Below are 16,789 nucleotides of genomic sequence, written 5' to 3' on the forward strand. Positions count from 1 at the left end.
GTTCAGCGATTCCGGTCGATGGCGCCGGGGTTTTCAGGCGGCGGATAGTGCCGCAACTGGGGGCGCTAATCCAGTCTGGCGGCTGGGGATCGAGCGGCAGGCGCTGTGGGGCCAGCGCCTGCCGATGGCCCGTGCAGGCTCAGTGCTTGAACATGACGTGGCGGACCGTGGTGTAGTCCTCCAGGCCATACAGGGACATGTCCTTGCCGTAGCCGGACAGTTTCTGTCCGCCGTGGGGCATTTCGCTGACCAGCATGAAGTGAGTGTTGACCCAGGTGCAGCCGTATTGCAGGCGTGCCGACAAGCGATGGGCGCGGCCGACGTCGGCAGTCCACACCGAGGAGGCCAGGCCGTAGTCCGAGTCGTTGGCCCACCCCAGGACCTGGGCTTCATCCTCGAAGCGGGTCACCGAAACCACCGGGCCGAAGACTTCGCGGCGGACGATTTCGTCGTCCTGCCGGGCGTCGGCCAGCACCGTGGGTTCGAAGAAGTAGCCGTTGCCCGGCACGGCCTTGCCCCCGGTGATCAGGCGCATGTGTGGCTGGGCGAGGGCGCGCTCGACAAACCCGGCCACGCGGTCGCGATGCGCGGCGGTGATCAGCGGCCCCAGCTCGGTCGCCGGGTCGTCCTGCAGGCCGTGGCGGATACTGCCGACGGCGGCGCCGAGCTGCTCGACGAAGCGTTCGTAGACCCCGGCCTGCACGTAGATCCGGCAAGCGGCAGTGCAGTCCTGGCCGGCGTTGTAGAAGCCGAAGGCGCGGATGCCCGCCACCGCAGCGTCGAGGTCGGCGTCGTCGAAGATGATCACCGGGGCCTTGCCCCCCAGTTCCATGTGCATGCGTTTGACGCTGTCGGCGGTGCTGGAAATGATGTTCGCGCCCGTGGCGATCGAACCGGTGAGCGACACCATGCGCACTTTGGGGTGGGTCACCAGCGGCTGGCCGACGCTCGGGCCACGGCCGAACACCAGGTTGAGCACGCCGGCCGGGAAAAACTCGCTGGCCAGTTCGGCCAGGCGCAGGGCGGTCAGCGGGGTCTGTTCCGAGGGCTTGAGCACCACGGTATTGCCGGCGGCCAGGGCCGGGGCGATCTTCCAGGCGACCATCATCAGCGGGTAGTTCCAGGGGGCGATGGAGGCGATCACCCCCACCGGGTCGCGGCGGATCATCGAGGTGTGCCCGGGCAGGTATTCCCCCGCCGCCGAGCCGCCCAGGCAGCGGCTGGCGCCGGCGAAGAAGCGGAACACGTCGGCGATGGCCGGGATTTCATCATTCAGGGCCGCGCTCAGGGGCTTGCCGCAGTTGTCCGATTCCAGCCTGGCCAGCTCGGCGCCGTGGGCCTCGATGGTGTCGGCGAGCTTGAGCAGCAGCAGCGAGCGGTCCTTGGGCGGGGTCTGCGACCAACTGGCGAAGGCGTCGTCGGCGGCCCGCACCGCGGCGTCCACCTGGGCCTGGCTGGCCTCGTTGATCTCCACCAGCACGCTGCCCAGGGCCGGGTTGTACACCGGCTGGGCCGGCCCCTCGCCGGCCACCAGTTGGCCGTTGATCAGCAATTTGCTCTGCATGTTCATCTCCTTTCTTGGCGCTGAGGGTAGGGAAGCGGGTTATTTGCCGCCGCTGCCGGCCACGCTTTCGCCGCCACGGGTCAGGTAGTAGGCGCCGAGGATCGGCAGCATGGTCACCAGCATCACCAGCATGGCCACCACGTTGGTCACCGGTACGTCCCGGGGCCGGCTCAACTGGTTGAGCAGCCACAGCGGTAGGGTGCGTTCATGGCCGGCGGTGAAGGTGGTGACGATGATTTCATCGAACGACAGGGCGAACGCCAGCATGCCCCCCGCCAGCAAGGCCGAACCGAGGTTGGGCAGGATGATGTAGCGGAAGGTCTGCCAGCCGTCGGCGCCCAGGTCCATGGAGGCTTCGATCAGGCTGTGGGAGGTGCGCCGCAGTCGGGCGATCACGTTGTTGTGGACGATCACCACGCAGAAGGTGGCGTGGCCGACGACGATGGTGAACAGCCCCGGCTCGATGCCCAGGGTCTTGAAGGTCGCCAGCAGGGCGATGCCGGTGATGATGCCCGGCAGGGCGATGGGCAGGATCAGCATCAGCGAGATGCCCTGCTTGCCGAAGAACTCGCGGCGGTACAGGGCCGCCGAGGCCAGGGTGCCGAGGACCAGGGCGATCAGGGTGGCGATGGCGGCGATCTGCAGCGACAGCTGGATGGCGTCCAGCACGTCGGGGCGGTTGAAGGCCACGCTGAACCACTTCAGGGTCAGGCCCCGGGGCGGAAAGCTGAAGGCCGCGTCCTCGGTGTTGAAGGCGTAGAGGACGATGATCAGGATCGGGAAGTGCAGGAACACCAGCCCGCCCCAGGCCGCCAGACGCAGGCCGAAGGATGCTCGTTCAGAGTGCATCGAAGGCCCCCAGGCGTTTGACGATGGACAGGTAGATGGCGATCAGCACGATGGGCACCAGGGTGAAGGCGGCTGCCATCGGCAGGTTGCCGATGGCGCCTTGCTGGGCGTAGACCATGCTGCCGACGAAGTAGCCCGGCGGGCCCACCAGTTGCGGCACGATGAAGTCCCCCAGGGTCAGGGAGAAGGTGAAGATCGAGCCGGCGGCGATGCCCGGCACCGCCAGCGGCAGGACCACCAGCATGAAGGTCTGGCGCGGCGTGGCCCCGAGGTCCGCCGAGGCTTGCAGCAGCGAGGGCGGCAGACGCTCCAGGGACGCCTGGATCGGCAGGATCATGAACGGCAGCCAGATGTAGACGAACACCAGGAAGCGCCCCAGGTGCGAGGTCGACAGGGTGCTGCCGCCGACCCCGGGAACGCCCAGCAGCCATTGCAGCCCCGTCTCCAGCCCCAGGTGCTGGATGAACCACTGGGCCACGCCGCCCTTGGCCAGCAGCAGGGTCCAGGCATAGGCCTTGACGATGTAGCTGGCCCACATCGGCAGCATCACCGCGATGTAGAAGAACGCCTTGGTCTTGCCGCTGGTGTAGCGGGCCATGTAGTAGGCGATGGGAAAGGCGACGATGGCGCTGGCGATGGACACCGCCACGGCCATGCCCAGGGTGCGCAGGATGATGTCGACGTTCGACGGCTGCAGCAGCGCGGCGAAGTTGCCCAGGGTCAGCTCCGGGGTGACCGCCATGGTGAAGTCGTCGAAGGTGTAGAAACCCTGCCACAGCAGGGTCAGCAGGGAGCCGAGGTAGATCGCGCCGAACCAGATCAGCGGCGGCACCAGCAGCAGCGTCAGGTACAGGTTGGGGCGCCGGTACAGCAGGTTGGACAAGCGCCGCAGGGGCGTGTCGCCGCTGCCTTGGACGAGGGCCTGGGTGCTCATCTCAGGCCTCGCTGGTCGGGGTGTCGGTCAGCGGGATCATCGCCTCCCGGGCCCAGCGGGCGCTGATGCGTTGTCCGGTGCAGTGGCTGCTGCCGGTGTCCAGCCATTGGTTGTTGGCCTGGCTGATGTTCAGGGTCTGGCCGTTGTCCAGCTTCATTTCGAAGCGGGTGGCGCTGCCCTGGTACTGGATGTCGTGCAGCAGGCCGCTGATCTCGATCTCCGAGGCCGCCAGCGGGCCTTGGGCGAAACGCACGTGTTCCGGGCGGATGGAGAAGGGCTGCGGGCTGCCGCTGAGCTGTTGCGCCAGCTCGCCGCGAATCACGTTGGAAGTGCCGACGAATTCGGCGACGAAGGTGGTGGCGGGTTTCATGTACAGGTTGCGCGGGCTGTCCACCTGTTCGATGCGGCCCTTGTTGAATACCGCCACCCGGTCGGACATCGACAGGGCCTCGGTCTGATCGTGGGTGACGAAGATGAAGGTGATGCCCAACTGGCGCTGGAGTTTCTTCAGTTCGCCCTGCATCTGCTCGCGCAGTTTCAGGTCCAGCGCCCCCAGGGGTTCATCCAGCAGCAGTACCCGTGGCCGGTTGACCAGGGCCCGGGCCAGGGCCACCCGCTGGCGCTGGCCACCGGACAGTTGCGCCGGCTTGCGCTCGCCATAACCGCCCAGGGCCACCATCTGCAGGGCCGCCTCGGCGCGCTCCAGGCGTTCTTGGCGGGCCACGCCCTTGACCTTCAGGCCGTAGGCGACGTTGTCCCGCACGTTCATGTGGGGGAACAGCGCGTAGTCCTGGAACACCGTGTTGACGTCCCGTTGATAGGGCGGCAGGCCCGCGGCCTCGGCGCCGTGAATGCGGATAGAGCCGGCGCTGGGCTGCTCGAAGCCGGCAATCAGCCGCAGGCAGGTGGTCTTGCCCGAACCGGACGGGCCGAGCATGGAGAAGAATTCACCGTCGTGGATATCGATGGACACCCGGTCGACGGCCTTGACCTCGCCGAACTGCCGGGAAACCTGGGTGAACTGGACTGCAAGGGTCATGGTGCACTGCTCCGCAAAGGCAGGGCCGCCACTGGCGGCCTGCCTGGACTGCTGGGTCGACGAGGGCCTGGTTGGACAGGTCGTTCTAGCGGCCACCCATGATGGCGATGTAGTCCTGGGTCCAGCGGCTGTAGGGCACGAACTTGCCGCCCTCGGCCTGCGGGGTTTTCCAGAAGGCGATCTTGTCGAACTGATCGAAACCGTTGGTCTTGCAGCCCTCGGCCCCCAGCAGCTCGCTCTCTTTGCAGGCCGCTGGCACCGCCGGCAACGAGCCGAACCAGGCGGCGACGTCGCCCTGGACCTTGGGCTTGAGCGACCAGTCCATCCACTTGTAGGCGCAGTTGGGGTGCTTGGCCTCGGCGTGCAGCATGGTGGTGTCGGCCCAGCCGGTGGCGCCTTCCTTGGGAATGGTCGAGGCGATCGGCTGTTTCTCGTTGACCAGGCCATTGACCTGATAGGGCCAGGCGCTGGAGGCCACCACGCCCTCGTTCTTGAAGTCACTCATCTGCACCGTGGTGTCGTGCCAGTAGCGGTGGATCAGCGGTTGCTGGGCGCGCAGCAGATCGAGCACCGCCTTGTACTGGGCCTCGGTCAGCTCATAGGGACTCTGGATGCCCAGTTCCGGCCGTGCGGTCTTGAGGTACAGCGCCGCGTCGGCGATGTAGATCGGGCCGTCATAGGCCTGGACGCGGCCTTTGTTGGGCTTGCCGTCCGGCAGGTTCTGCGCCGTGAACACCACGTCCCAGCTGGTGGGCGCCTGCTTGAACACCTGGGTGTTGTACATCAGCACGTTGGGGCCCCATTGGTAGGGGGTGCCGTAGGTCTTGTGCTCGACCACGTACCAGGGGCCGTCCTTGAGGCGCGGGTCGAGGTTCTTCCAGTTGGCGATCAGCGCGGTGTTGATCGGTTGCACCCGCTTGCCGGCAATCAACCGCAGGGAGGCGTCGCCGGAGGCGGTCACCAGGTCGTAGCCGCCCTTGGCCATGAGGCTGACCATCTCGTCGGAGGTGGCGGCGGTCTTGACGTTGACCTTGCAGCCGGTTTCCTGCTCGAAGCCGGTGACCCAGTCGTAATTCTTGTCGCTCTCGCCCCGTTCGATGTACCCCGGCCAGGCGACGATATCCAGTTGGCCTTCGCCCGGGCCCACGGCCTTGAGCGGTTCGGCGGCCTGCAGGCTGGCGCTGGCCAGCAGGGCGGTGGTGAGAGCACTGAGGATTGCGGTCTTGTGCGCGGACATAGGAATTGCCTCTGCTTTTATTAGGATCGGGGCAGTGGTTGACGATGAGTGCTGCGGCCGCGGACGGCTTGTTATTAGCGTAGTGGTGTTATTCCAGCTCGTTGCCGTGGCGCGCCATGATGTGGCGCACCACGCTGTAGTCCTGCAGTGAGTCGCTGGACAGGTCCTTGCCGTAGCCGGAGCGCTTGAGGCCGCCGTGGGGCATTTCACTGGCCAGCATGAAATGACTGTTGATCCAGGTGCAGCCGTATTGCAGGCGCGCCGCCACTTGCATGGCCTTGTCCAGGTTTTGTGTCCAGACCGAAGAGGCCAGGCCGTATTCCGAGTCGTTGGCCCAGTCCAGGGCCTGCTCCAGTTGTTCGAAGCGGGTGACGGTGACCACCGGTCCGAACACCTCGCGCTGGACGATCTCGTCGTTCTGGCGACAGCCGGCCAGCAAGGTCGGCTGGTAGTAGAAACCGGCGCCGGAGTGCACCGCCGCGCCGGTGATGCGTTCGATGTGGGGCTGGCTCAGGGCGCGCTCGACGAAGCTGGCCACCCGGTCGCGCTGGCGGGTGCTGATCAGCGGGCCGATTTCGTTGTCGGCGTCGCGCTTGCTGGCAAAGCGCAGGCTGCTGACGGCGCTGCCCAGCTCCGCCACCAGGCGGTCGTGGATGCCGGCCTGGGCGTAGACCCGGCAAGCAGCGGTGCAGTCCTGGCCGGCGTTGTAGTAGCCGTAGCTGCGCACGCCCTCGACCACGGCCTCCAGGTCGGCATCGTCGCAGACGATCACCGGTGCCTTGCCCCCCAGTTCCAGGTGGGTGCGCTTGAGGGTTTTGGCCGCGGCCTGGAGGATTTTCTGGCCGGTGACTATGTCGCCGGTCAGGGACACCATGCGCACCTTCGGATGGCTGACCAGATGGCTGCCGACCCCTTCGCCGCCACCGCAGACGATGTTGATCACGCCCCGTGGCAGCAACTGCGCCAGGCTCGGGGCCAGGGCCAGGATCGACAGCGGGGTGTGTTCCGAGGGCTTGAACACCAGGGTGTTGCCCGCCGCCAGGGCCGGGGCGATCTTCCAGGCGGCCATCATGATCGGGTAGTTCCAGGGCGCGATCGAGGCCACTACGCCGATGGGATCGCGGCGCACCATGCTGGTGTAGCCGGGCAGGTACTCGCCGCTCAACTGGCCGGTCTGGCAGCGCACCGCACCGGCGAAGAACCGGAACACGTCGATGCTGGCGCCGAGGTCGTCCTGGCGCGCCAGGTGCAGCGGCTTGCCGCAGTTCAGGGCTTCCAGGCGGGCCAGGTAGTCGGCCTGTCTTTCCAGGCTGTCGGCAATCGCCAGGAGCAGGTTCGAGCGTTGCTGCGGGGTGGTCCGCGACCAACTGGAGAATGCCCGGTGGGCGGCGAGGATCGCGCTTTCCACCTGCTCGCTGCTGGCTTCGGCGATCTGCGTCAGCACCTCGCCGGTGGCCGGGTTGAGAATCGGCTCGACCCGACCCTGGCCGTTCACCAGTTCGCCGTCGATCAGCAATGCCGTGCACAGCGGAGTCTGTGGGCCAGCCATTTTGCGGGTTCTCTTTTCTGCTAGGGCCATGGGGCTCCCCTGGGGGTGAGTGCCCGGCCTGCTCTTATCGGGAATGCCCAGAGACTAGTGGCGGGGCCTGAGGTCGACAAATTCTTAATACTGAAGGGGCCGTTCGATTAAATAGATGGCTTGCGCCCGCCCGGGGGCTGCTCCCGGGCCACGGTGAGGAAAGGGTCCACCAGGGCCGGGCGCGCGGTGCCCCGGCGCCAGGCCAGGCCCACATCCAGGGTCTGGTTGAGGTCCGCCAGGGGCCGGGCCTCGATGATGTCGCCCTCCAGGGACCAGGGGCGGTAGGTCATGTCCGGCTGGATCGACAGGCCGAGCCCGGCGGCCACCAGGCTGCGCACCGCTTCGGTGGAGGCGGTGCGCAGGCTGATCCGTGGCTGCAGCCCGGCCGTGCTCCACAGGCGCTGGGCGTTGCGCTCCATTTCATCGACGTTGAGCTGGATCAGCGGCTCCCGGGCCACGTCCGCCAGGTTGATGCTGTCGTGTTCCAGCAAGGGATGCCGGGGCGGCAGCCAGAGGCGGTGCGGCGAGTGGGTCAGGACTTCGGTCTGCAGCGCGTGGCGGTCTTCGAGGTTGGACAGGATCAGCACCCCGACGTCGATTTCGCCACTGACCAGCAGGTGTTCGATATAGGGCCGTTCGTCCTCCATGACCCGGATGTCGACATTGGGGTAGGCGCGCTGGAAGCGGGTCAGCAGGTCCGCCAGGTAATAGCCGGCCACCAGGCTGGTCACCCCCACGGTCAACTGTCCGGCCACCGGGTCGCTGTTCTGTTGCAGGCTGCGCTTGGCGTTGTCCACCGTGGCCAGGATCAGGTGCGCCTGACGCAGGAACTGATGCCCCTGATGGGTCAGGGTCATGCCCTTGGCATGGCGGCTGAACAGGTTGACGCCGATTTCCTGCTCCAGTTGCTGGATGGCCAGGGTCAGGGTCGACTGGGAAATGAACACCGCCTGGGCGGCGGCGGAGATCGAGCCGGTTTCGGCCACGGCGATAAAGTGACGGATCTGGCGCAAGGTCATCATGGCGGGGCTACCGGGCGGCTTTTTAGAAGTATTGGGCGCTGTATTGGTAAAACCGATGCCTTGTTTAGCACCTTTCCCTGATCCGGTGAAAGCAACATTCAGAAGCACTATCGTCCCCTGAGCCTCGGCACTTCTCTCTAGGCTTGCGGCCTGATGTGTCGACACGACACTGACTTTGCGGAGGCGGCAGATGAACACCCGTGGATTGCTCGATCAATTACTCAAGTCCGGCCAGGAGCTGTTGCAGAACCAGGCCGGCACCGCGTCCGGCGAGCGCGGCAAGGCCCGCCAGGGCGGCCTTGGCGATTTGCTCGGGGGCAAGTCCGGCGGTCTTGGCGGACTGCTCGGCGGCGCTGGCGGCGGGGCCCTGGCAGCCGGGGCCATGGGCTTGCTGCTGGGCAACAAGAAGGCCCGCAAGTTCGGCGGCAAGGCCCTGACCTATGGCGGCCTCGCGGCCCTCGGCGTGCTGGCCTACAAGGCCTACGGCAACTGGCAGGCGCAACAGGGCACGGCCCCGGCCAATGAGCCGCGGACCCTCGACCGGTTGCCGGCGCAACAGGTCGAGCAGCACAGCCAGGCGATCCTCAAGGCCCTGGTGGCGGCGGCCAAGGCCGACGGCCATGTCGACGAGCGCGAGCGGGCGCTGATCGAGGACCAGTTGCGCAAGCTGGACAACGACCCGCAGCTGCAACAGTGGCTGCACAGCGAGTTGCACAAGCCGCTGGACCCTGCGGACGTGGCCCGCGCCGCCAGCACCCCGGAAATGGCCGCCGAGATGTACCTGGCCAGCGTGATGCTGGTGGATGAAGAACACTTCATGGAGAAGGCCTACCTGGATGAACTGGCGCGCCAACTGCAACTGCCAGTGGGGCTCAAGGCTGAACTGGAAAACCAGGTGCGCCAGAACGCTCACTGACTTGCACGGGCCCCCTTTGCCATGGATGGCGGTTCTGCCCGAGGGATTTGCCGATATGCCTTCAGGGGCGGAAAAAGCCCGCTAAAGCGCGAGCCAGAGCGGGCGCGCAAATTTGCCCAAAGTGCTGCCTGTGTCGTTAAACCACCCGTAAAACCGCGATCGTCCTCGGCTATACTCCCTCCATTTTTGAATGGCCCCGAGGACTGACTGTGAAGAACTGGACGTTGCGCCAACGCATTTTGGCGAGCTTTGCGGTGATTATCGCCATCATGCTGCTGATGGTCGTCGTCTCGTACTCGCGCCTGTTGAAGATCGAAGCCGGTGAAAACAGCATGCGTGACGATGCGATCCCCGGGGTCTATTACAGTTCGATGATCCGCAGCGCCTGGGTCGATACCTACCTGCAGACCCAGGAGATCATTGGCCTCAAGCAGAATCAGGACATCAGTTCCGAAGACAAGGCCGACTTCAAGGTATTCGAAGAGCGCCTGCAGACCCAGATGGGCAACTACAAGCAGACCCTCAACAGTCGCCAGGATCAGACCGAGTTCGATGCCTTCGAGAAAGACCACCAGGAGTTCAACCGCATCCAGGCCGCGGTGCTCGACCTGCATCAGAAGCGCCAGGAAGCCGAGGCGATTCGCCTGTTCAATGAGCAACTGACCCCGGCCTGGATTGCCGGACGGATGAAGCTCAATGACATCATCAGCGAGAACAAGGCCGTGGCCGACGCCGCCAGCGACGCCATCGACGAGGCCGTGGCGACGGCCAAGGTCAGCATGGGCGTGTCCTTGCTGGTGGCCATTCTTGCCGCCGGTCTGTGTGGCCTGCTGCTGATGCGGGCGATCATGGCGCCGATGAACCGCATCGTGAGCATTCTTGATGTCATGCGCACCGGCGATCTGAGCGGCCGCCTGAACCTGGACCGCAAGGACGAGTTCGGCGCCGTGGAAACCGGCTTCAACGACATGATGACCGAGCTCACCGCCCTGGTGTCCCAGGCCCAGCGCTCGTCGGTGCAGGTGACCACCTCGGTGACCGAAATTGCCGCCACGTCCAAGCAGCAACAGGCCACCGCCACCGAAACCGCGGCCACTACCACGGAAATCGGCGCCACTTCGCGGGAGATCGCCGCGACCTCCCGGGATCTGGTGCGCACCATGACGGAGGTCTCCAGCGCCGCCGACCAGGCCTCGGTGCTCGCCGGCTCGGGCCAGCAGGGCCTGGCGCGGATGGAAGACACCATGCACTCGGTGATGGGCGCCGCGGACCTGGTGAACGCCAAGCTGGCGATCCTCAACGAGAAGGCCGGCAACATCAACCAGGTAGTGGTGACCATCGTCAAGGTGGCCGACCAGACCAACCTGTTGTCGCTCAACGCCGCCATCGAGGCGGAAAAAGCCGGCGAATACGGCCGCGGCTTTGCCGTGGTGGCCACCGAGGTGCGCCGCCTGGCGGACCAGACCGCCGTCGCCACCTACGACATCGAGCAGATGGTCCGCGAGATCCAGTCGGCAGTGTCGGCGGGGGTCATGGGCATGGACAAGTTTTCCGAGGAAGTGCGTCGCGGCATGGCCGAAGTGCAGCAGGTGGGCGAGCAGCTGTCGCAGATCATCCATCAGGTCCAGGCCCTGGCGCCGCGGGTGCTGATGGTCAACGAAGGCATGCAGGCCCAGGCCACCGGCGCCGAGCAGATCAATCACGCCCTGGTGCAATTGGGCGATGCCAGCAGCCAGACCGTCGAGTCCCTGCGTCAGGCCAGCTTCGCCATCGATGAGCTGAGCCAGGTCGCGGTGGGCCTGCGCAGCGGCGTCTCGCGTTTCAAAGTCTGATGGACGAACTGGCGCACAAGCGCAGTGGCGCTGCGGGGGCGAAAAACGCTCTGTTCCTGATGTTTCGCATCGGTCAGGAGCGCTACGCCCTGCGGGCCGTGGATGTGGTGGAGGTGCTGCCGCGCCTGCAGCTCAAGCCCATTGCCCGGGCGCCGTCCTGGGTCGCCGGGGTGTTTGCCTACCGCGGGGTGGTGGTGCCGGTCATCGACCTGTGCGAGCTGACCTTCGGCCGTCCCGCACAATTGCGCACCAGTACCCGGCTGGTGCTGGTGCACTACCGCAGCGATGCCGAGCGGCCGCCGCGGGTGCTGGGGCTGCTGCTGGAGCAGGCCAATGACACCCTGCGCTGCGATCCCCGGGAATTCCAGCCCTATGGCCTGGACAACCGCCAGGCCCCTTACCTGGGGCCGGTGCGCGAGGATGACCTGGGGCTGCTGCAATGGGTGCGGGTCGACGACTTGCTGACGGCCGAGGTGCGTGAGCTGCTGTTTCCCGAGGAGCCCCTGGACCCGGCGTCGCTTGAGGAGCCTCGATGAGTGACGAGCAACGGTTTTTCGATTTTCTCAAGGAGCGCATCGGCCTGGACGTAGCGTCGGTCGGCCCGGCGATCATCGAGCGCGCGGTGCGCCAGCGCTGCAATGCCCTGTACGTCCACAGCAGCGACGAATACTGGCAGAAGCTGCAGGGCTCCCGGGAGGAGCAGCAGGCCCTGATCGAGGCGGTGATCGTTCCGGAAACCTGGTTTTTCCGCTACCCGGAATCCTTCGCCACCCTGGTCAAGCTGGCCAAGGCCCGCCTGGGGCAGATCAAGGGCATGCGCGCCCTGCGCCTGCTGAGCCTGCCGTGCTCCACCGGTGAAGAGCCCTATTCGATCGCCATGGCCCTGCTCGACGGTGGCCTGGCGCCTCATCAATTCAAGGTCGACGGCCTGGATGTCAGCCCGCTGTCGGTGGAGCGGGCCCGGGGCGCCAGCTATGGCAAGAACTCCTTTCGCGGCCAGCACACCGAGTTTCGTGAGCGGCACTTTCATGTCGAGGGCGATCGTTATTGCCTCAGCGAGCGGGTGCGCGAGCAGGTGCGGCTGCAGGTGGGCAATGTCCTGGACCCCGGATTGCTGGCCGCAGAGCCACCTTTCGACTTTGTCTTCTGTCGCAACCTGCTGATCTATTTCGACCAGCCAACCCAGCGTCAGGTGTTCGAGGTGCTCAAGCGCCTGACCCATGAAGAGGGCGTGCTGTTTATCGGCCCCGCCGAGGGCAGTCTGCTGGGGCGCCTGGGCATGCGTTCGATCGGCATTCCCCAGTCCTTTGCCTTCAGCCGGCACCAGGAGCCGGAACCGGCGCCGCTGCCGGTGACCTTGCCGCAGCCGCTGTCCCTGCCGTTGCGGCCGCGTCATCCGCTGACCCCGGCAGCCCCGGCGCCGCGGCCGCGGCCCTTCGCCACCCGGGCGGTTCCGGTGCCGGCTCCAGCGCTGGACAGCGCGCCGCCCAGCGATGCGGCGAGCCTGTTGGCCACCATTGCCGCCCTGGCCAACGAGGGCAAGAGTGCCGAGGCCCGTGCCGCCTGTGAGCGCTACCTGCAGCAGCATGAGCCGGTGGCCCAGGTGTTCTACTGGCTGGGGCTGCTCAGTGACGTGGCCGGCAACGCCATGGAGGCCCAGGGCTTTTACCGCAAGGCCCTGTACCTGGCGCCCCAGCACCCCGAGGCCCTGGCGCACCTGGCGGCGCTGCTGGCGTCCCAGGGCGATGTCGCCGGTGCCCAACGATTGCAGGCGCGGGCTGTGCGCAGCACCCGCGCTGCCGACAGTGAGTTGAAACGATGAGCCATTCCCTCTCATTGGACCTGACCCGTGACGATGCCCAGGCCATCGACGATTGCTGGAACCGCATCGGTATCCACGGCGACAAGTCCTGCCCGTTGCTGGCCGAGCACATTCATTGCCGCAACTGTTCGGTGTACTCCGCCGCGGCCACGCGCCTGCTGGATCGCTATTCGCTGCGCCAGGAGGACCGCGAGCAATCGGTGGCCCTTTCGCCCGACAGCGATGTGGTCACCCGCTCGCTGCTGATCTTGCGTCTGGGCGAGGAGTGGCTGGGGCTGGCCACCCGCTGCCTGCTGGAAGTGGCGCCGCTGCAGGCGATCCACTCCTTGCCCCACCAGCGTTCGCGGGCGCTGCTGGGGGTGGCCAATGTGCGCGGGGCGCTGGTGGCCTGCCTGTCGTTGAGCGAACTGCTGGGGCTCGATGGCGCGCCAGCCGGCGCTGCCCCTTCGGCGCGGATCATGCCGCGGATGCTGATCATCGGTGCCGAGGGTGGCCCGGTGGTGGTGCCGGTGGATGAGGTGGACGGTATCCATGCCATTGACGAGCGCATTCTCGATGGCGCGTCGCTGTCCGGCGAGCAGGCCAATGCCAAGTACACCCGTGGCGTGTTGCAATGGCAGGGCCGCAGCCTGCGCTTGCTGGATGAAGAGCAGTTGCTCTTGGCCGTGACCCGGAGCCTGACATGACCCCCGATCAAATGCGCGATGCCTCGCTGCTGGAGCTGTTCAGCCTGGAAGCCGAGGCCCAGACCCAGGTGCTCAGTGCCGGACTGCTGGCGCTGGAACGCAATCCGACCCAGGCCGACCAGTTGGAAGCCTGCATGCGCGCGGCCCATTCCCTCAAGGGCGCGGCACGGATTGTCGGGGTGGATGCCGGGGTCAGCGTCGCCCACGTGATGGAGGATTGCCTGGTCAGTGCCCAGGAAGGGCGACTCTACCTGCAGCCCGAACACATCGATGCGCTGTTGCAGGGCACCGACCTGTTGATGCGCATCGCCACGCCCGGAGGCGCCGAACTGGCCGCCCCGGACGTGCTTGCCTACGTGGCGCTGATGGAGCACCTGCTGAGCCATGGGCCGGCGACGCCGGATGCGCGCTTGCCCATGCCCGCCGTGGCGGAGCCGGTCGACGCCATGCCGGAGGCGTTGAGCGAGCCCGAATCCCTGGCGTTGCCGAATGAGCCAGCGGTGGAATCGAGCGTGAGTGCGGCGCGTCCGGGCCGGCGCGTGACCGAAGGCGGCGAGCGGGTGCTGCGGGTCACCGCCGAACGCCTCAACAGCCTGTTGGACCTGTCGAGCAAGTCCCTGGTGGAAACCCAGCGGCTCAAGCCCTACCTGGCCACTATGCAGCGTCTCAAGCGGATCCAGAGCAACAGCCTGGCGGCCCTGGAAAACCTCAACCTGCACCTCAAGGAACACAGCCTCAGCCTGGAGGCCCAGGAAGCCCTGGAGGATGCGCGGCGGCTGCTGGCCGAATCCCAGCAACTGCTGGCGCAGAAGACCGCCGAACTCGATGAGTTCGGCTGGCAGGCCAGCCAGCGGGCCCAGGTGCTGTATGACACGGCCCTGGCCTGTCGCATGCGGCCCTTTGCCGATGTGCTCAGCGGCCAGGCGCGCATGGTCCGTGATCTGGGGCGCAGCCTGGGCAAGCAGGTGCGCCTGGAGATCGAGGGTGAGAAGACCCAGGTCGATCGCGACGTGCTGGAGAAACTCGAAGCGCCGCTGACCCACCTGCTGCGCAACGCCGTCGACCATGGCATCGAATTGCCCGAGCAGCGCTTGCTGGCGGGCAAGCCGGCAGAAGGGGTGATCCGCCTGCGGGCCTCGCACCAGGCCGGCCTGCTGGTGCTGGAGTTGGGCGACGACGGCAACGGCGTGGACCTGGAGCGTCTGCGCCAGAGCATCGTCGAGCGCCAGCTGTCGCCGGCGCAGACGGCCGCCCAGCTCAGCGAGGAAGAATTGCTGACGTTCCTGTTCCTGCCCGGCTTCAGCCTGCGGGACAAGGTCACCGAAGTGTCCGGGCGCGGCGTCGGCCTGGATGCGGTGCAACACATGGTCCGGCAGTTGCGCGGGGCGGTGTTGCTGGAGCAGACCAGCGGCCAGGGCAGTCGCTTCCACCTGGAGGTGCCGCTGACCCTGTCGGTGGTGCGCAGTCTGGTGGTGGAAGTCGGCGACGAGGCCTATGCCTTTCCCCTGGCTCACATCGAGCGCATGTGCGATCTGCAGCCGGAGGAGATCGTCCAGGTCGAAGGGCGTCAGCATTTCTGGCACGAGGGGCGGCATGTCGGCCTGGTGGCGGCCAGCCAGCTGCTGCAGCGCCCGGCGACCCCGAGCAGCGCGCCAACCCTCAAGGTGGTGGTGATCCGTGAGCGTGACGCGGTGTACGGGATCGCCGTGGAGCGCTTTATCGGCGAGCGCACTCTGGTGGTGCTGCCCCTGGACGACCGCCTGGGCAAGATTCAGGATATTTCCGCCGGAGCCCTGCTCGATGATGGCCGGGTGGCGCTGATCGTGGATGTCGAGGACATGCTGCGTTCGGTGGACAAGCTGCTCAATACCGGACGCCTGGAGCGCATCGCGGGCAATCATTCGTTGCACGCACAGGCTGCGCGCAAGCGTATTCTGGTGGTCGACGACTCACTGACGGTGCGTGAGTTGCAACGCAAGCTGCTGATCAACCGCGGCTACGATGTGGCCGTGGCGGTGGATGGCATGGACGGCTGGAATGCCTTGCGTTCGGAAAGTTTCGACTTGCTGATCACCGATATCGACATGCCGCGAATGGACGGAATTGAATTGGTCACACTCTTGCGTCGCGATAATCGCCTGCAGTCCCTGCCGGTGATGGTGGTGTCCTACAAGGATCGTGAGGAGGACCGGCGCCGTGGCCTGGATGCCGGCGCCGACTACTATCTTGCCAAGGCCAGTTTCCATGACGACGCGCTGCTGGACGCGGTGGTGGAACTGATTGGAGGCGCGCGGGCATGAAGATCGCCATCGTCAACGACATGCCCATGGCGGTGGAGGCCCTGCGCCGGGCGCTGGCCTTCGACCCCAGCCATGAAGTGGTGTGGGTCGCCACCAATGGCGCCGACGCGGTGAAGTACTGCGCCGAGCTGACCCCGGACCTGATTCTCATGGACCTGATCATGCCGGTGATGGACGGCGTCGAGGCCACGCGGCGGATCATGGCCGAGTCGCCGTGCGCCATCGTGATCGTCACCGTCGACCGCCAGCAGAATGTCCACAGAGTGTTCGAGGCCATGGGCCACGGCGCGCTGGACGTGGTCGATACCCCGGCCCTGGGGGCCGGCAATGCCCAGGAAGCGGCGGCGCCGCTGCTGCGCAAGATCCTCAATATCGGCTGGCTGATCGGCCAGCGTGGCAGCCGGGTCCGTTCGGCGCCGGTGCCCTTGCGCAGCGGCGCTCCCCGGCAGGGGCTGGTGGCCATTGGCTCCTCCGCCGGAGGCCCGGCCGCTCTGGAGGTGCTGCTCAAAGCCTTGCCAAAGGACTTTCCCGCCGCCATCGTGCTGGTCCAGCATGTCGATCAGGTGTTTGCCGCCGGCATGGCCGAGTGGCTCAGCAGCGCCTCCGGCCTGCAGGTGCGCCTGGCCCGGGAGGGCGAGCCGCCGCAAAGTGGCACGGTATTGCTGGCGGGCACCAACCACCACATTCGTTTGCTGAAGAACGGCACCCTGGCCTACACCGCCGAGCCGGTGAACGAGATCTACCGGCCCTCCATCGACGTGTTCTTCGAAAGCGTCGCCAGCTACTGGAATGGCGATGCGGTGGGGGTGCTGCTGACCGGCATGGGCCGTGACGGAGCCCAGGGCTTGAAGCTGATGCGCGACCAGGGATTCCTGACCATCGCGCAGGACCAGAACAGTAGCGCGGTGTATGGCATGCCCAAGGCGGCCGCTGCCATCGGTGCCGCCACAGAGATTCGCCCACTGGACAAGATCGCTCCACGTTTGCTGGAGATATTTGCCAAATGACT

The 16,789-nt window shown here is 66.3% G+C and carries 14 protein-coding genes; 7 read left to right on the forward strand and 7 right to left on the reverse strand.

Going from position 1 to position 16,789, the window contains the following annotated elements:
- Positions 1-139: 139 nt before the first annotated feature.
- The 7 genes from POS17_RS05610 to POS17_RS05640 all read right to left on the reverse strand — a co-directional run bounded on the left by POS17_RS05610 (position 140) and on the right by POS17_RS05640 (position 8,224).
- Entirely contained in the window at positions 140-1,564 is a 1,425-nt protein-coding gene (locus POS17_RS05610) for a gamma-aminobutyraldehyde dehydrogenase (protein ID WP_060837716.1), read from the reverse strand.
- A gap of 39 nt (positions 1,565-1,603) precedes the next feature.
- Entirely contained in the window at positions 1,604-2,413 is an 810-nt protein-coding gene (locus tag POS17_RS05615) for an ABC transporter permease (RefSeq protein ID WP_060837717.1), read from the reverse strand.
- The gene (locus POS17_RS05620; protein ID WP_060837718.1) at positions 2,403-3,347 is read right to left on the reverse strand and encodes an ABC transporter permease; all 945 of its coding nucleotides are present in this window, start codon (positions 3,345-3,347) and stop codon (positions 2,403-2,405) included. Before POS17_RS05620 ends, POS17_RS05615 begins: the two co-directional genes overlap by 11 nt.
- A gap of 1 nt (position 3,348) precedes the next feature.
- Positions 3,349-4,386 (reverse strand): ABC transporter ATP-binding protein, encoded by a 1,038-nt coding sequence (locus tag POS17_RS05625; RefSeq protein ID WP_060837719.1) that lies wholly within the window; start codon positions 4,384-4,386, stop codon positions 3,349-3,351.
- An 85-nt stretch (positions 4,387-4,471) separates the two neighbouring features.
- Positions 4,472-5,623 carry a putative ABC transporter substrate-binding protein YdcS gene (gene ydcS / locus POS17_RS05630; protein WP_060837720.1) on the reverse strand — a complete coding sequence of 384 codons (1,152 nt, stop codon included), beginning with the start codon at positions 5,621-5,623 and terminating at the stop codon, positions 4,472-4,474.
- A gap of 88 nt (positions 5,624-5,711) precedes the next feature.
- A complete protein-coding gene (locus POS17_RS05635; RefSeq protein ID WP_082729824.1) occupies positions 5,712-7,202 on the reverse strand; it encodes a gamma-aminobutyraldehyde dehydrogenase in 1,491 nt (496 codons plus the stop codon).
- Between the two features lie 107 nt (positions 7,203-7,309).
- Positions 7,310-8,224 carry a LysR family transcriptional regulator gene (locus POS17_RS05640; protein WP_060837722.1) on the reverse strand — a complete coding sequence of 305 codons (915 nt, stop codon included), beginning with the start codon at positions 8,222-8,224 and terminating at the stop codon, positions 7,310-7,312.
- A gap of 190 nt (positions 8,225-8,414) precedes the next feature.
- Between POS17_RS05640 and POS17_RS05645 the strand changes: the two genes are divergently transcribed.
- From POS17_RS05645 to POS17_RS05675, 7 genes are all read left to right on the forward strand, one after another.
- Positions 8,415-9,140: a tellurite resistance TerB family protein gene (locus tag POS17_RS05645; protein WP_060837723.1), complete on the forward strand. Its 726-nt coding sequence runs from the start codon at positions 8,415-8,417 to the stop codon at positions 9,138-9,140.
- A gap of 269 nt (positions 9,141-9,409) precedes the next feature.
- Entirely contained in the window at positions 9,410-10,972 is a 1,563-nt protein-coding gene (locus tag POS17_RS05650; RefSeq protein ID WP_414159990.1) for a methyl-accepting chemotaxis protein, read from the forward strand.
- Positions 10,972-11,508, forward strand: coding sequence for a chemotaxis protein CheW (locus POS17_RS05655; RefSeq protein WP_060837725.1), 537 nt, complete (start codon positions 10,972-10,974; stop codon positions 11,506-11,508). The genes POS17_RS05650 and POS17_RS05655 overlap by 1 nt, the downstream gene beginning before the upstream one ends.
- Positions 11,505-12,794 carry a CheR family methyltransferase gene (locus POS17_RS05660; RefSeq protein ID WP_060837726.1) on the forward strand — a complete coding sequence of 430 codons (1,290 nt, stop codon included), beginning with the start codon at positions 11,505-11,507 and terminating at the stop codon, positions 12,792-12,794. The genes POS17_RS05655 and POS17_RS05660 overlap by 4 nt, the downstream gene beginning before the upstream one ends.
- The gene (locus POS17_RS05665; protein WP_060837727.1) at positions 12,791-13,480 is read left to right on the forward strand and encodes a chemotaxis protein CheW; all 690 of its coding nucleotides are present in this window, start codon (positions 12,791-12,793) and stop codon (positions 13,478-13,480) included. Before POS17_RS05660 ends, POS17_RS05665 begins: the two co-directional genes overlap by 4 nt.
- Positions 13,477-15,780, forward strand: coding sequence for a hybrid sensor histidine kinase/response regulator (locus tag POS17_RS05670; RefSeq protein ID WP_060837728.1), 2,304 nt, complete (start codon positions 13,477-13,479; stop codon positions 15,778-15,780). The genes POS17_RS05665 and POS17_RS05670 overlap by 4 nt, the downstream gene beginning before the upstream one ends.
- A complete protein-coding gene (locus POS17_RS05675) occupies positions 15,777-16,787 on the forward strand; it encodes a chemotaxis response regulator protein-glutamate methylesterase (protein WP_060837729.1) in 1,011 nt (336 codons plus the stop codon). Before POS17_RS05670 ends, POS17_RS05675 begins: the two co-directional genes overlap by 4 nt.
- The last annotated feature ends 2 nt before the right edge of the window (positions 16,788-16,789 follow it).

Source organism: Pseudomonas sp. Os17, from assembly GCF_001547895.1.
GTDB lineage: Bacteria > Pseudomonadota > Gammaproteobacteria > Pseudomonadales > Pseudomonadaceae > Aquipseudomonas.

Coding starts and splice junctions, on each gene's coding strand:
- POS17_RS05640 (WP_060837722.1), bottom strand. CDS start 8,224: ATGATGACCTTGCGCCAGATCCGTCACTTTATCGCCGTGGCCGAAACC.
- POS17_RS05615 (WP_060837717.1), bottom strand. CDS start 2,413: ATGCACTCTGAACGAGCATCCTTCGGCCTGCGTCTGGCGGCCTGGGGC.
- POS17_RS05650 (WP_414159990.1), top strand. CDS start 9,410: ATGCTGCTGATGGTCGTCGTCTCGTACTCGCGCCTGTTGAAGATCGAA.
- POS17_RS05625 (WP_060837719.1), bottom strand. CDS start 4,386: ATGACCCTTGCAGTCCAGTTCACCCAGGTTTCCCGGCAGTTCGGCGAG.
- POS17_RS05645 (WP_060837723.1), top strand. CDS start 8,415: ATGAACACCCGTGGATTGCTCGATCAATTACTCAAGTCCGGCCAGGAG.
- POS17_RS05670 (WP_060837728.1), top strand. CDS start 13,477: ATGACCCCCGATCAAATGCGCGATGCCTCGCTGCTGGAGCTGTTCAGC.
- ydcS (WP_060837720.1), bottom strand. CDS start 5,623: ATGTCCGCGCACAAGACCGCAATCCTCAGTGCTCTCACCACCGCCCTG.
- POS17_RS05660 (WP_060837726.1), top strand. CDS start 11,505: ATGAGTGACGAGCAACGGTTTTTCGATTTTCTCAAGGAGCGCATCGGC.
- POS17_RS05675 (WP_060837729.1), top strand. CDS start 15,777: ATGAAGATCGCCATCGTCAACGACATGCCCATGGCGGTGGAGGCCCTG.
- POS17_RS05655 (WP_060837725.1), top strand. CDS start 10,972: ATGGACGAACTGGCGCACAAGCGCAGTGGCGCTGCGGGGGCGAAAAAC.
- POS17_RS05665 (WP_060837727.1), top strand. CDS start 12,791: ATGAGCCATTCCCTCTCATTGGACCTGACCCGTGACGATGCCCAGGCC.
- POS17_RS05620 (WP_060837718.1), bottom strand. CDS start 3,347: ATGAGCACCCAGGCCCTCGTCCAAGGCAGCGGCGACACGCCCCTGCGG.
- POS17_RS05610 (WP_060837716.1), bottom strand. CDS start 1,564: ATGCAGAGCAAATTGCTGATCAACGGCCAACTGGTGGCCGGCGAGGGG.
- POS17_RS05635 (WP_082729824.1), bottom strand. CDS start 7,202: ATGGCCCTAGCAGAAAAGAGAACCCGCAAAATGGCTGGCCCACAGACT.